Genomic DNA, 14304 nt, shown 5'->3' with positions numbered 1-14304 from the left:
AAAATAATTTTTATAATTAATTCTGGCTTATTTGCACGTGCATTAGATATTTTCTGGATATTGCGGAGTATATAAGGCCCGCAATAGCCCATACTATAAAACTCACAGATGCTATTATTACAACGTTGTCAATGCTTATAAAACTTCCATAAAATACAAACGCCAGTATTACTATCGAAACAGCAGGCAGCACAACATCCATTGCAATGTTCATTTTCAGCTTCATTTTATGCAAAATTCCCGCCAGTGATGCATTGGCAATCATATGGACCAGCAGGGCACTTAATGTGGCGGCGATTCCAGCGAACAGGAAAGCATTGAACCCTCCTAGTGTTATTACAGAGATAACGCCTATTATAAATGAAATAATGACCATAACTCCTGCAGCAACATGTGGAGTTTGCCTGTGGGAATGGACACTGGACAATATTCCAGGAAGTACATTGTCCCGGCTCATTGAAAAAACAACCCTGGAAAGTGAATTTGTAAACACCACAGAATCTGTAAATAAGCTATTAACAAATAAAACAGTTATAACTATTGCTCCGGCAAGCCCCAGATAGTTTTTTGCTAGTATAATGCCTGGAACCAGTTCAGTAGAGTAGGTAAGCATGCGTGTTGGCCCCCATCCTACTGTGAATGCATAGGAAACCAGGGTGAAAAATAAGCCAAGCACTATTGCAGATATAAGTACGCCCTTGCCAATCACGGCGTTTGCGTTTTTAGCCTCTTCGCCTAATGGCGTTGCAGTGCCAAATCCTGAAAATGCAGTGTACATGAATAATACGCCGAGCATTACTCCGGTAAATCCGTGTACAGCGTATACCGGTGTAAAAACTGAGACCGTGTTTATTGAAGGCTTTGCAGTTATTATTATAATGCTTACAGCTGCTACTACGACAACTTCAATTGTAGCCATTACCATAGCGTATCTTACAGAATTCCGCACTCCAGAGAATGATACAAAATACCCGAATCCCATTATGAGAATCAGAAGCAATACCCATGAATAGAATGGGATATCAATTCCGAATACGGTTCCAAGGAGGGCTGGAAGGAATATGGCTACACTCAGCCCGATAAAGGCCAGTGACATGATCTGGTACATAATATACATCCAGCCTGTAAATATTCCAGCAAAGTTTCCAATTCCTTCCCTGCTGTAAGCGTAATAGCCGCCAGCACCTGCAACGTGCCTTGAAATCCTATTGATGATTACCGCATTTATCAATACTATAATGAATGCTACTACTGCTGACAATGGAAGGGAACCAAGTGCAAATGCTGCGGATCCGGTTAAAGTTGCAACAGCAGCTCCTGCAGGGGCAGATCCTGCTACGCCCTGAAAAATAACATTGGACAAAGAAAGGGAATCTTTTTTCAGACTGCTTTTCATAAATAGCAATGGAAATCAAATATTTAGATTTGTGTATTTAAATTGAATATTTGCCAATGAATATAAACCTATATTAAATAATATATCATATATATCTATAAATATATAAATTATGTTGAAAATAATATATAATTTTAAAAATTTTCAACTGCAACATTGATAATGCAGTGTTTTCAATTAAATAATTAAAATAGCCTTGTTGTTTCAAGATTTTTCATGGATATTGCCTCTACGCCAAATTTTGTATGGATTAACCTTGCAAAATCATAGCATTTGTTTCCATCTCCATGATTGACAAGAATCCTGTTTGGCCTGGGCTGCATTCCACCTATGAAATTAAGCAGCTCCCTCTTGGTAGAATGCCCTGAGAAACCCTCTGCGTTTTCAACTGCCATATTTATGTCAAATTTAGTGGATTTTCCGCCATCAGAAAGTGTGATGCTGGATGCACCTGATTGAATTCTTCTGCCCAGTGTTCCATCAGCCTGGTAACCTACAAACGCAAGTGTATTTCTGGAATCTGCTGACAATGTCTTGAAATATTCCAGTACAGGGCCACCATTCATCATCCCTGCAGTTGCAAGTATTACTTTGCTTTCAGGTGAGTCACATACATCAATCCTCTGTTTTCTTGTTTCCACACTGGTGAATATAGGGCTGAGAAATGGATTTTCACGTTTGATCATGATTTCATCTCTCAGGTCCCTGTTAAGGAATTCTGGATAAGCTGCATGTATAGCTGTTGCTTCCATTATCATCCCATCCAGGTATACTTTTGTATTCTCGGGTATCATTTTATTCCTGTATGCATCCTCAAGCACAAGCATTACCTCCTGGCTTCTCCCTACAGCGAAAACCGGGACAAGGACAGAACCACCACGGTCAAATGTCCTGTTTACAACATCAATTAATGTATTTGTGGCTTCATTTCTTGTATAGGAATAATCATCTCTTCCCGCATACGTTGATTCAAGCATAAGTGTCTCAACACGTGGAAAACGGTTAACTGCAGGATTAAAAAGCCATGTTTTCTCGTATTTCTGGTCACCGCTGAGCACCACATTATACAGGCCTTCCCCTATATGGAGATGCACGGCAGCAGAACCCAGTATATGCCCTGCATTGTAGAATGTCAGCCTTATATCGGGCGTTATATCTGCTGTTTCGTTGTATTTAAGCGATATAGTATGTTTAAGCTCTTCCCTTACATGTTTTGATTCATATGACAGTTTATGGTTTTCGCTGTGTGATACTTTCAGATAATCGTTCTGCAGCAGTGCTGCAAGATCCCTTGTGGGTGCTGTGGAATAGACGGGGCCAGTATACCCATACTTGAATAATAGTGGCAATAATCCAGAGTGGTCCAGATGTGCATGTGTCAATACCACCGCGTCCAGCGATGTGAATGGTTGAATTTCAGGTGCGTAAAGATATGGTGCTTCTTCCCATGGGTGTTCAGGGTCATTTATGTTTATCATGCCACAGTCAACAAGAACCTTTGAATTATTCGTTGATATAAGTGTGGCGCTCCTCCCTACTTCCCTATGGCCTCCCAGTGCCGTTATCCTTATCCATGTCTCTCCTGGCATCAGGGGCGTTGTAAGTTTTATTCCAAGGTTATGGAGAAATTCCTTTCTTTCCTTTTTAACATCCCTCAAATATTCCCTGACTTCTTTTACAGTCCTTGAATACATTGGCGGAGCCCGGACTATTCTGGGTGACCAGTTAGTTTCGGCTTTAATGGATTTTATTATTTCCGGATTTGCTATTGTGGGCTCATCCACTTCTATAACAGCTTCACCCGTGTCGGGCTCAAAATATATGTCCTGCAAACCGGCATCGGATGGTATGATTCCACGAATTTTTGCATCCGCCTCCTTTTCATCAGACATAATACTGGGATCAGGCCTTATAGCTATTCTCCTCCGCAATTCCTGGGCAATCTGCCTTGCAAGGTCATCACGCTGTGAAAATAAATTCTGATCCTTCGTATATACAACTATTGTTGAACCTTCGTAATCAATCTCCGTAATCTTGTTGTCTGGATAAAGCCTATCAAAAATAGACCTGCCCTCGCTAAGATAATCTCGAAAAGACATGTTTTAACACCTTTAATGTAAAAAAAATAATTTATAAAGTTAGTTTTAATTTTTTCATTCTGGACAGTATGTCGTCCTCTGAAAGATAGTTGAATCCCTTCTCCGGGTCTATAACTCCTATTTGCAGCATATTTCCGGATGCAGAATCCCTCTGTTTTGCAACGCTAATTGCCTTTATTGCAAGGTTTATAGCATCGTCAAGTTTCATGTTAGGCTGGTATTCAGCTTCCAGAACTCCGTAAACGAATGGGGAGCCGGATCCTGTACTTGCGTACTCATCTTCTACAGATCCTCCCGCAGCATCTATAGAGAATATATGCGGTTTTTTGTCAAATCCCCCAACCAGCAACTGCACCATGTATGGATAATATTTGGACTGGTTAAGCATGTTTGAAAGCAATGTTGCCGCTGCTTCTATGGGCATATTTATCTTTCTCTGGACCCTGTAAAGTTCCATTTCAGCCCTCATGTATCTTACCAGGACCTGTGCATCTCCTACCAGGCCAGCAATAGTCATGCCTGCATAAGTATCTATTTTGTACAATTTCTGTGCATTTTTATTTGAAATGAAATTGCCCATGGTAGCCCTGCTATCAGTTCCCATAATAACGTAATCGCCTGCTGTGATACCGAGTGTTGTTGTTCCAGTTTTTAATACTTCCATATAATCCCTCTAAACAATTATTATTTTCTTAATAACAAATAATATATTTAAATTTTCTACAGCACTTAATTAACCTTAGGTTTAAATATTTTATGGTTTATTCTTTAGCAATATATTCCGTTGGAAGAATAATTATTTTTACTGTATTTATTACTGAAAATACTGGATGTTAAAGCATTTATATTGTATGCAGCAGTTAATATACATAAGGGCAATAATACCTGTGAAAACAATGGCGAAGAACGGAAAGGAGTATTAAAACATGGTTGATGAAAAGCGTGTAAATGGAAATGTTGTGCAGAAGTATTCAGGATATACTGGAAAGTATTTGCATCCAGAGAATGGTATTGAATTATGTTGGTATGCTGCAATATATTGCCGGGCTTTTAAATAAGGGCATAAGCCTGGAGTATACCGTTCAATAATAAAGAATAGTGGAATATAATATGAAATACGGTGTATAACAAATATCATAATAGGGAAAGAAGAAATAATAATTGGTATATATAAAAATATATCAGGAATTTTTTTATTTAGTAACTGTTACGGGCGTATACTTATATTTGGGTGTTTTAGTTTCGTCATCAAATTCTGGAGATACGATATCATTTATTTTGGGATTGTGCATATAGGTAAATACAACTCCTGGTATAACATCATCTGTAATCTTTGCTATTATGTCCAGTTCACCGCTCTTTGATGCAAGTTTTACCATATCCTCGTTTTCTATTCCGAGATTTTTTGCATCTGAAGGATTGACCCATAATGTGGGATTGTATTCCTGCATACCGGGTACCCTATTTATAACCTCATCACTGTTGTATCTTGTTACGGTTCTCCCTGTAACCAGTATCAGCCCATCATTATGTTTTTCGGAATCCACAGGAATAAATTGCGCTTTTCCGGATTTTGTTGAAAATTTCTCCCCATAAAGGTGCAATTCACCGTTAGGGTATCTTGAATCTTTTGAATAATCCATCACATCATCTATATTAAGATGGGAATACAGGGGAGCCGCTGTTTTAAGCTCTTCAAACAGTTCTTTCGGGTTTGAATTAAAGTTATACCCGGCAGCCTTTGCCAGGTCAGAAAGTATTTCATAATCTGGCCTTGCCATTCCTGGCGGATCAACTGCTTTAAATCTCCACTTCACAAGCCTGTCAAGGCTGGCTACAGAACCTTCCTTCTCAGCCCATGCCGCTGCAGGTAGCACAATATCGGCGTAACGGGCTGTATCAGTCATAAATATGTCCTGCACCACAAGAAGTTCAAGGGACCCGAGAAATTCTTTTACTTTTTTTCTGTTCGGCAAGCTCCTTACCGGGTTGTATCCCATAATAAACAGTGCCTTTATATTTTTGGAACCATAAAAAGTATCTATAATGGAAGAACCCTTGTTTACTGGTGGCTTAAATCCCCATATGCGGGATAATGCTTCACTATTTGCCTCATTCATTTCACCATTAGGAAACACATCCGGTTTTATGAGGTCTCCGGACCCCTGCACATTTGTTTGTCCTCTGTAAACAATTACCCCTGCGCCTTCTTTCCCCATATTTCCAGTTAACAATGGGAGAGATAAATAAGATTTAATTCCCTTGGTGCCAGTAGATTCAGTAAGCCCCAGCCCCCATGAAAAAATAACCTTATCCTCAGATATGTATTTTGCAAATTCTATAATATCTTTTTCAGCTAACCCTGTTTGTTCTACTGCGAGTTCAAGTGTATATTTTGAAACATTTTCCTTATATTTTTCATACCCTTCAGTCCTTGCAGCAATAAAATCCGGTTTAATCATATTATTCTGGATAAGGTAATTGGCAACCGCATTGAATAAAAATATATCACTTCTGGGCTTTATCTTTAAATGGAGGTCTGCAAAGCTTGCAAACCTTGTATTCCTTGGATCTATTAATATTATTTTTGTTCCTTTTTCCTTTGCTTCCAGAAAATACTGTATCAATACAGGATGGCTATCTGTTACAGATTCTCCTGCTACCACAACAACTTTTGCCTTCGGGATTTCTGTAGCGGAATTAGATCCGGCACCAACTCCTACAATTTCCTTAAGCGCCTTCGCTGATGGGTCATGACAAACCCTTGCACATGAATCTACGTTATTGGTTCCAAGGGCTCTTGCAAGCTTCTGCAAAAGATAAACCTCTTCAAGGGAGTTCTGGCATCCTCCGTAAAAAGCCACAGAGTCTTTGCCATATTTTTTCTGTATGTTTTTTATAGATTCTATAGTATATTTTATTGAATCTTCCCATGACGTCCTTTCAAGTTCCCCCTTTACTTTCTTTAATGGATAGTATAAACGATCCCATGCTGTCAAAGCCTCATGTGCAACACTTCCTTTGCCACATAAATGCCCCCTGCTTACTACATGTTCTGGAACAGGTTTTACGCCAACAACAATATTATTTACAGCCATTAATTCAAGTCCACAGCCAACACCGCAAAAAGGGCATATTGATTTCATATAAATTAATCCTGGATAATTATATAAATATTGGTATTTTTATGATTATCATCAATGTTTAATTATTGTAAATTTATTTTCCAGCATGGTTTCTAATGTACCGTATTTATTTACCACCGGTGGAAAAGAGATTTGTACACTCACCGTGAAGGCCACAGCAAAGAGTACTTACTTAACTACATAGCATTCTATGAAGAATCCTGGAGAATGATGAATACAGTAAACGTAACCGGAAACTGAATCTTGAATTCAGAAAAACGGCCGGAAAAATACAGTAATATGGAAGCTGTACAGAATATTTTCAACACTGCATCATTTCATGTGCACTATCCATTTTTACTGGAATGTTAAAAAAATTATATCAAATTCAATGTAGAAAGAGTACCGATATAACAATTATTACGGGAATAGCTATTATTAACACAAGTATAACTTTGCCAGCAGGATGGGCAAAGTTAATTGTATATCCCACACCGAACCTTTTAGGCACCATTATGCGCGGATCGTTTTTATTCCAGTATATTACGCCAGCTTTCCATAATGAATCATCATTTCTGTTATCCGACACTGAATTATCCGGAATAGTATTTTCCGGCCCTTTACTTTCAGGAATTTTAATATTGCTGCCTAATTGCCCTGTTTTCACTGATATGGCAATAACAAATATAATCAGTAAAAATACCGGGATAAGTATTAGAAAAACATTTTCCTTAATTATGCCCCATTCACCGAAACTGCCAATAAGCAGGCTAGAATTTATAAATACCGGTGTTAGAAGAGTCAGGTACACCATTCTCTCCTGATATATTACAACCCTTTCAGTTCCATGTGGGGATGCGTTATCGGTTTTTAGTGGAGTCCTTGCTATAACATATGCAATCAGAATCATCATAATTGTTATTATTATGCTTATAAAGCCCAGAATAAATACACTTTCTATTGATTTTGTTGAATAGGCATTTGCGATTCCACTGGCATTATAATGTGTTGCAAACCTTTCTGGTATACTTTTATAATCCAGAATGCCTGTTACGAAAAGAGAAACAAGTACCAGAATACCCGGAAGTGTGAAGAACCAGGGAAACTTTTTTCCATCCTCTACATTGAAAACTCCTGTAACACTGCTAGCATTGAATTCCCATTGTTCGTCTCTTTTAATCCTTTCCAGGCTATAATGTTCCGGCAAATACACCATAAATTCAACCAGTACCATAAACAGGGGCATGAAGAAAGTTATTACGAGGAGGTATGATGACAATAGATATGTCAGCACTGTTAAAATAATGGTTAAAATAAAAGTTATGGAAACGTATATTTTCTTCATTTTTCTGACTGTATCTGAATTTATTTTATCTGTAGGGACCCGTACCCCAAATATTATTGACTTCTCTGTCAGATACGGTATTATAGATATTAAAATTCCTATTATAAGTACCCATACGGGCTCAATAATCCTGAACGCTTCTACATTCATTTCTCATCCACCTTTGTGAGCCCGCATTCAAATATATATTCTATAAAATATAACTGATTATTCATATTCCTAGCCTCAATACAATCATTTGTTTCTGCTCCTTTTCTTAATCATTGGATTAATGTCTGTGTCTCCAGGTGCCATCACATATTTTTTATTCTTAAATTGCCTGATAACTCTGTCCTTGAGCAATAGCCCGTATGCTCTATCAACAGCGTTCAAATTTAGCCCCAGGACGCCTGCTACCTGCTCCGTGGATGGTATTTTAGTTTTATAATATAAATTGCCGGATCTTATTTCATCTATCATTCCGGAATATATCTGGTCACAGACCGGAATTGTGCTATTGTATCTCACAGTTATTTTAAACATATGGCTACCTGTTATATATGTTATATAACAACTCTATATAACAACTCTATATAAAAACTTTGTTTATCAAATAACTAAGCAATATACTGATACCTATGTTATAAGGTATTGCAGCCTTGCTTTTTACTCCATTTGAAGAAATTAAAAATTGCAATTTCAATTTTCAAAACAGCAAGTGTATAGTTCTACCGGCATTATGCATATAAATATATACTTATATATATTTTAATTATATAATATAATTAACCTAAATATAGTAAACTATATATAGAAGTTTATTTTTACTTACTTGATAATCATGATTGGTGGTCAACCCATATTTATCCTTAAAGAAGGAACTAAAAGAGAAAGCGGAAAAGATGCAATGTTCGAGAATATTGATGCTGCAAAGGCAATTGCCACATCCATCAGGTCTACACTGGGCCCGAGGGGAATGGATAAAATGCTGGTGGACTCATTAGGTGATATAGTTATAACAAACGACGGCGTCACCATTCTGAAAGAAATGGATGTAGAGCACCCAGCAGCAAAGATGATGGTAGAGGTCTCAAAGACCCAGGACAGTTATGTAGGCGATGGGACAACAACTGCTGTTATAATAGCAGGTGCATTGCTTGACCAGGCACAGAGCCTTGTAAAGCAAAATGTCCACCCTACAGTGATTACAGAGGGGTACAAAACAGCCGCAGCACAGGCGAGCAGGGTTCTGGAGGAAATATCCAGACCAGTTACACTGAAAGACAAGGAAATCCTTATAAAAATGGCAAAGACTTCACTTAACAGCAAGAGTGCATCTGTGGAAAAAGAACTTCTGGGAACTATTTCATACAATGCAATAAAAACAATAGCAGAAGAGAGGGATGGCAAATATCTTGTTGATTTTGACAATCTCCAGGTTGTAAAGAAAAACGGTGGCGAAATCAATCAGACTGAACTTATAGATGGTATAATCCTTGACAAAGAAAAGGTACACCCTAACATGCCAAAGCTTGTTAAGAATGCGAAAATAGCGCTGCTTGATCTTGCTCTTGAAATAAAGAAACCAGAGTTTGATACAAATCTTCAGATAAATGACCCTTCAATGATACAGAAATTCCTGGGCCAGGAAGAGGATGTCCTGAAGGAAATGGTTGATAAGATCAAAGCAACAGGCGCAAATGTAGTAATTACCCAGAAAGGCATAGATGATATGGCACAGCACTACCTTTCAAAAGCCGGCATATATGCTGTAAGGAGAGTTAAGAAAAGCGATGTAGACAAGATAGCAAAAGCTACCGGTGCTACAATAGTTTCATCACTGGAAGAAATCGTAGCATCCGACCTTGGAGCCGCAGACGCTGTAGAAGAAAGAAAAATTGGCGACGACTACATGACCTTTGTTACAGGCAGCAAGAATCCAAAGGCAATAAGCCTGTTAATCAGAGCTGGTACAGAACATGTAGCAGATGAGATTGAAAGGTCAATTACAGACTCTCTACACGTAGTAGCAGCAGCCGTTGAAGATGGGGCATATACAACAGGCGGTGGATCCGCTGCTGAAGAAATAGCATTTAATCTTAGAAGCTACGCTACTAAAGTTGGTGGAAGACAACAGCTTGCAATAGAAAAGTTCGCAGACGCACTTGAGGAAATACCCAGGGCTCTGGCTGAAAATGCAGGACTCGACCCAATAGACATACTTATAAAAATAAGGAGTGAACATGCAAATGGGCACAAAACATTCGGAGTGAATGTCTTTTCTGGAAATGTCGAGGACATGGAAAAAGCTGGAGTCATAGAGCCGATCAGGATAGGGAAGCAGGCAGTAGAAGCATCAACAGAAGCTGCGGTGATGATACTCAGAATTGATGACGTAATAGCAACAAAGTCATCAAAGGGTGGTTCACCTGGCGGAGCAGGCGGAATGCCTCCAGGCGGAGACTATTAATTTTTTTATTTTTCCATAATATTTATTAGTTGTAAAACCATATCTTTTTATGATCCATGTAGGTTTGTATTACAAAGTTAAAGAAGGGCATAACGATGATTTTGTTAAAACTTTCAACAATGTTTTAGAATTGCTTAAAAGCAAACCGGAAACTGGATTTGTAGATGGCAAATTATACCAGGAAGTAGATTCGCCACGTGAATATATGATTTACACAGAATGGAAATCACGTGAAGCTTTTAAAGATTTTGTAGAGATGAAAGCCTTTAAGGATACCACAGATTACGGAAAATCCATACTTGAAGGTGCTCCAAGAAACAAGATTTTTGGGGAATCCAATGGACAAACTTATTAAACGATTTCATATATAGATTCATGGAAATATATTTCAAAGCCGGAAGTATAATATCTGATGAGAATTACTCTGGCATATTTTCATACGATGAACGAATTAAAAAATACAGGGCTCTAGCTTACCGTTATGTAGATATCATAAAGAAGCCGGGAATCATTGACAATGTTTTTAAGGATAAAAAACTCGAAATTAGTTCTGAAATAAACCTCAGGCCATACCAGAAAAAATCACTTGAGATGTGGCAGCGAAATAATTACTCAGGGACAATTGTTCTCCCGACCGCAGCGGGAAAGACTATACTGGGTATATATGCAATTACCATGCTTAAAGTTCCCACAATAATTCTGGCACCGACAATAGAGCTTATAATCCAGTGGAGGGAGAAATTGAGGGATCTTCTAAATGTGGAAGTGGGGCAAATCGGTGGCGGCGAAAAAGAAATCAGGGACATTTCAGTATCGACCTACGATTCTGCCTATTTAATGGCTGAAAGCCTCGGAAACCGTTTTAAGTTTATAATAGCGGACGAAGTCCACCACATGGCTTCGGAAAGCTATTTACAGATAGCAAAATATTATGCATCGCCCTATAGATTGGGTCTTACAGCAACATATGAAAGGGATGACAAACTGCATGAGGTGCTGGAAAAATATATGGGCGGCAAGGTTTTTGAACTGGGATATGAAGAGCTGAATGATTTTATTTCCAATTATAAAATTGTAAGAATACCCATAGACCTCACCGATGAAGACGAAATAGAATATGAGAAAAACCATACTATATTTTTATCCTACCTTAGAAAAAGGGACATAAAGATCAACGGGAATATGAATTTTGAAGATTTGATCCGGTCATCATGGAGTGCTGAAGGGAAAGAAGCGCTCATGGCATGGAGAAAATCAAGGGAAATCGCATTCAACGCAGAGAGAAAGGTGGAGTACCTCAAATATTTGCTGAGCAAGCATGCGGGCGAAAAAATAATAATATTTTCAGAAGATACCTCCACTGCATATCTGATATCCAGAGAATTTCTTGTCCCTGCGCTTACATACATGACATCAGGAAAAGAACGTAAAAAATATCTGGAAATGTTTAAATCAGGTGAAATTACAGTACTGGCCACATCAAGGATTCTTGACGAGGGCGTTGATGTGCCTGACGCATCTATAGCCATTATAATGAGTGGTTCTGGCAGCACAAGGCAGTTCAGGCAGAGATTGGGCAGAATACTCCGGCCTTCCGAGGGAAAAGCCAGCTATTTATACGAGCTGGTATCCTCCGGCACAACGGAGTATGGAACTTCCAGGAGGAGGAGAAAAGGTGTTCCCGTCGGACTTAATGATAGTGCGTAAACTTAAAACAGGGCTTGTATTTCCTGTATTTTTATCAGATGAAAACAGTGACTATATAGATAGTGTGAAAACTGTTTTTAATGAAAATACAGGGAACAATAGGGAAACAATACTGAAGGCACTTAAGGAATTAGAGCTAAATTCATCAAGTACGAAAACTATAAGGGCTCTCTCCCTCCTATTTTTCAGAAATTCTATTTTTGAACCGCCGGTGGATGTTGATGCCCCTGCATTGCGTGAGGATGTTTTTAAAATAGCCAGGATACCGCCGGTAAATCAGGATGAAAAAAGGAATATTCTCAAGCCTGTGGAAGAAAAATATGGCCTCAGCATGGATGAAATAATCAACGGGCTTTATGCGGATAAAGAAAGTGAACTCGTGCTCCATCAGGCGTATTCTGCAAGCAACATTGAAATTGCAAGGGCTTACAACCTTGAACAGGTTGAGACAATAATGATGAGGTGCAGTACACTCTATATTACTACTTCATCAGACTGGAGCTATACAATCACATCAATTAAACGGCTTGGGTTATTGTTTACGGCGCAGATAGATGGAAGTAAATTGAAATCCATTAAAATTACCGGGCCGCTTGAAATGTTTGAATCGCCTGAACGTTACGGTTCAAGATTTGCCATGTTAATACATAAAATAAGCCAGCTGGAAAACTGGGCAATAGAGGCAGATATAAAAATCAAAGACAAATTCGAAAAAACCGTAAAGGTATACAAACTTAAACTCAGTGACACAGTTTCCTATTACCTTCCTGAATCCAATAAAACTGACAGCATAAATTACGATTTTGTTGAAAAGGCACAACCCTTGATAGTAAACGGAACCGTTTATTTTCCGGATTACGTAATGAAAATAGGGGATAAAACTGTTTACATAAATATTACAGGAAAAACATACGCCAGACAGGATAATGAGATAAAGGAGAATCTTAAGGGTAAAGTAAACTGGGAAAATATATTCATTTTAAGGCAGAAGGACAAAAAAATGAAGGATGAAATAGCATTCTACGAAGACATAGATTTTCCTGCATTGAAATTAATACTATCGGAAAAATATTCGGCAAAAAAGAAGTTAAATGGTGAGCTTGATGACAATTCAGTTGATTCAATCAAGAAAGAACTGGAGAAGCTATATCCACAGACGGAAAAAATGTTCGATTATGTTGAGAGCCAGGGGCTTATACCTGAACGGGTTCTTCCAGCCCTTGGCTACAAATTAAAATGGCGTGGCCTCGATATTATAGTGACAAAGAATGATTAAATATAATTCCAGAGCGGGTCCTGCCAGAGATCGTATTCCTCTGTAAGCTCTTTTATTCCGATTTTTTCAAAGCCCTGTTTTCTTGATTCTTTTTCATATTGAGCCATGAGTGCATTATAATCTGTCCTGCTCAATTGATCAAATTTTTCCTTTATTTTTTTCCTGTTTTCAGGGTGCAGTTCAGATATCTTTTCTCCTTTATATAAAACCCTGTAGTATTTTTCCTTATCAAGTGTTACGTGGAAAATCCTCCATGTTATATCCATGTTTTCCTCATTTTTGAAATAATTGCCTGTTAGATTCCCCAGTGCGGTGACTATGTCATTTTCACCATCTTTGTTAGTCTGAAATGCTATTTCTACACCTTTCATAAATTAATATATGGGATACCTATAATTATTTTGCGTTAGGCATTGATAGCATTAGCTCTTTTTTATTATCCTGTCCCTTATCACATACCATGTTCCAAGAGCCACTATTCCCAACTTGCCCTCAGAGTCAAATAGCTTTATTTCCACTATGACTGCCGTTCTTCCAGCTTTTATCGCTTTCCCCTCTATTCTAAACGGCCCCTCTGACATGGGAGCTAGAAAATTAACTTTTACTTCCTGTGTTACCTGGTCCATTCCATCGTTTACCGTCATCGTGGTTATTCCGCCTGCATAATCCACAGCGGTCATCATTATGCCACCATGTAGAACATTCCCGGCACGGGTTATTTTTTCACTGTATGGAAGTGATAGTTCGCAATAGCCCTTGCTAATTTTTGTTATTTTTATGCCTAAGTATGCAAATAAATTCTCGTTCTGTTCAAACATTTTATTCAGTGTTTCCAGGTCATCCGAAAATTTCATAATCTGTTCTATCCTGTTTGCCATAACATGGTATCGATTCTAGGTTAATAAAT

13 protein-coding genes are annotated in these 14304 nt (G+C 38.3%); 5 read left to right on the top strand and 8 right to left on the bottom strand.

Annotated features, from left to right (window positions below):
• Positions 1-16: 16 nt before the first annotated feature.
• The 3 genes from fad_RS07265 to psmB all read right to left on the bottom strand — a co-directional run bounded on the left by fad_RS07265 (position 17) and on the right by psmB (position 4159).
• The gene (locus tag fad_RS07265) at positions 17-1396 is read right to left on the bottom strand and encodes an APC family permease (RefSeq protein ID WP_081142923.1); all 1380 of its coding nucleotides are present in this window, start codon (positions 1394-1396) and stop codon (positions 17-19) included.
• A gap of 185 nt (positions 1397-1581) precedes the next feature.
• A complete protein-coding gene (locus tag fad_RS07260) occupies positions 1582-3495 on the bottom strand; it encodes a beta-CASP ribonuclease aCPSF1 (RefSeq protein ID WP_081142922.1) in 1914 nt (637 codons plus the stop codon).
• Between the two features lie 31 nt (positions 3496-3526).
• Complete coding sequence (psmB, locus tag fad_RS07255; RefSeq protein ID WP_009886578.1) at positions 3527-4159, bottom strand: archaeal proteasome endopeptidase complex subunit beta; 633 nt, start codon at positions 4157-4159, stop codon at positions 3527-3529.
• Between the two features lie 262 nt (positions 4160-4421).
• On the opposite strand from psmB, the gene fad_RS09545 reads away from it, so the two are divergent.
• Positions 4422-4553 carry a hypothetical protein gene (locus fad_RS09545; RefSeq protein ID WP_019841434.1) on the top strand — a complete coding sequence of 44 codons (132 nt, stop codon included), beginning with the start codon at positions 4422-4424 and terminating at the stop codon, positions 4551-4553.
• Positions 4554-4688: 135 nt separating this feature from the next.
• Here fad_RS09545 and fdhF read toward each other — a convergent pair whose 3' ends face one another.
• The 3 genes from fdhF to fad_RS07240 form a co-directional block, all read right to left on the bottom strand.
• Positions 4689-6641, bottom strand: coding sequence for a formate dehydrogenase subunit alpha (gene fdhF, locus fad_RS07250; protein WP_009886576.1), 1953 nt, complete (start codon positions 6639-6641; stop codon positions 4689-4691).
• A gap of 367 nt (positions 6642-7008) precedes the next feature.
• Complete coding sequence (locus fad_RS07245) at positions 7009-8115, bottom strand: DUF1648 domain-containing protein (protein WP_009886575.1); 1107 nt, start codon at positions 8113-8115, stop codon at positions 7009-7011.
• 84 nt (positions 8116-8199) lie between these two features.
• Complete coding sequence (locus fad_RS07240; RefSeq protein ID WP_009886574.1) at positions 8200-8487, bottom strand: GntR family transcriptional regulator; 288 nt, start codon at positions 8485-8487, stop codon at positions 8200-8202.
• Between the two features lie 298 nt (positions 8488-8785).
• Between fad_RS07240 and thsB the strand changes: the two genes are divergently transcribed.
• From thsB to fad_RS07220, 4 genes are read left to right on the top strand one after another with little or no spacing between them, the layout of a single operon-like run.
• Positions 8786-10414 carry a thermosome subunit beta gene (gene thsB / locus fad_RS07235; protein ID WP_009886573.1) on the top strand — a complete coding sequence of 543 codons (1629 nt, stop codon included), beginning with the start codon at positions 8786-8788 and terminating at the stop codon, positions 10412-10414.
• Positions 10415-10463: 49 nt separating this feature from the next.
• The gene (locus fad_RS07230; protein ID WP_009886572.1) at positions 10464-10769 is read left to right on the top strand and encodes an antibiotic biosynthesis monooxygenase family protein; all 306 of its coding nucleotides are present in this window, start codon (positions 10464-10466) and stop codon (positions 10767-10769) included.
• Between the two features lie 20 nt (positions 10770-10789).
• Positions 10790-12121 (top strand): DEAD/DEAH box helicase, encoded by a 1332-nt coding sequence (locus tag fad_RS07225; RefSeq protein WP_009886571.1) that lies wholly within the window; start codon positions 10790-10792, stop codon positions 12119-12121.
• Positions 12090-13397 carry a DUF790 family protein gene (locus fad_RS07220; RefSeq protein WP_206599888.1) on the top strand — a complete coding sequence of 436 codons (1308 nt, stop codon included), beginning with the start codon at positions 12090-12092 and terminating at the stop codon, positions 13395-13397. The genes fad_RS07225 and fad_RS07220 overlap by 32 nt, the downstream gene beginning before the upstream one ends.
• On the opposite strand, the gene fad_RS07215 is transcribed toward fad_RS07220, so the two are convergent.
• On the bottom strand, positions 13394-13768 hold the full coding sequence (locus fad_RS07215; protein WP_009886569.1) for a DUF2004 domain-containing protein: 375 nt from the start codon (positions 13766-13768) through the stop codon (positions 13394-13396). The two genes, fad_RS07220 and fad_RS07215, sit on opposite strands and share 4 nt — an antisense overlap.
• A 51-nt stretch (positions 13769-13819) precedes the next feature.
• Positions 13820-14275 carry a PaaI family thioesterase gene (locus fad_RS07210; RefSeq protein WP_009886568.1) on the bottom strand — a complete coding sequence of 152 codons (456 nt, stop codon included), beginning with the start codon at positions 14273-14275 and terminating at the stop codon, positions 13820-13822.
• Positions 14276-14304 lie beyond the last annotated feature (29 nt).

Origin of the sequence: Ferroplasma acidiphilum (assembly GCF_002078355.1) — an archaeon.
Lineage (GTDB): Archaea > Thermoplasmatota > Thermoplasmata > Thermoplasmatales > Thermoplasmataceae > Ferroplasma > Ferroplasma acidiphilum.
The sequence above is the reverse complement of the archived record's forward strand: the minus strand, read 5'-3'. Positions and strand labels throughout refer to the sequence as shown.

Bases quoted from the DNA above. Each gene is read 5' to 3' on its own strand.
- fad_RS07265 (WP_081142923.1), bottom strand. From the start codon at position 1,396: ATGAAAAGCAGTCTGAAAAAAGATTCCCTTTCTTTGTCCAATGTTATT.
- fad_RS07260 (WP_081142922.1), bottom strand. From the start codon at position 3,495: ATGTCTTTTCGAGATTATCTTAGCGAGGGCAGGTCTATTTTTGATAGG.
- psmB (WP_009886578.1), bottom strand. From the start codon at position 4,159: ATGGAAGTATTAAAAACTGGAACAACAACACTCGGTATCACAGCAGGC.
- fad_RS09545 (WP_019841434.1), top strand. From the start codon at position 4,422: ATGGTTGATGAAAAGCGTGTAAATGGAAATGTTGTGCAGAAGTATTCA.
- fdhF (WP_009886576.1), bottom strand. From the start codon at position 6,641: ATGAAATCAATATGCCCTTTTTGCGGTGTTGGCTGTGGACTTGAATTA.
- fad_RS07245 (WP_009886575.1), bottom strand. From the start codon at position 8,115: ATGAATGTAGAAGCGTTCAGGATTATTGAGCCCGTATGGGTACTTATA.
- fad_RS07240 (WP_009886574.1), bottom strand. From the start codon at position 8,487: ATGTTTAAAATAACTGTGAGATACAATAGCACAATTCCGGTCTGTGAC.
- thsB (WP_009886573.1), top strand. From the start codon at position 8,786: ATGATTGGTGGTCAACCCATATTTATCCTTAAAGAAGGAACTAAAAGA.
- fad_RS07230 (WP_009886572.1), top strand. From the start codon at position 10,464: ATGATCCATGTAGGTTTGTATTACAAAGTTAAAGAAGGGCATAACGAT.
- fad_RS07225 (WP_009886571.1), top strand. From the start codon at position 10,790: ATGGAAATATATTTCAAAGCCGGAAGTATAATATCTGATGAGAATTAC.
- fad_RS07215 (WP_009886569.1), bottom strand. From the start codon at position 13,768: ATGAAAGGTGTAGAAATAGCATTTCAGACTAACAAAGATGGTGAAAAT.
- fad_RS07210 (WP_009886568.1), bottom strand. From the start codon at position 14,275: ATGGCAAACAGGATAGAACAGATTATGAAATTTTCGGATGACCTGGAA.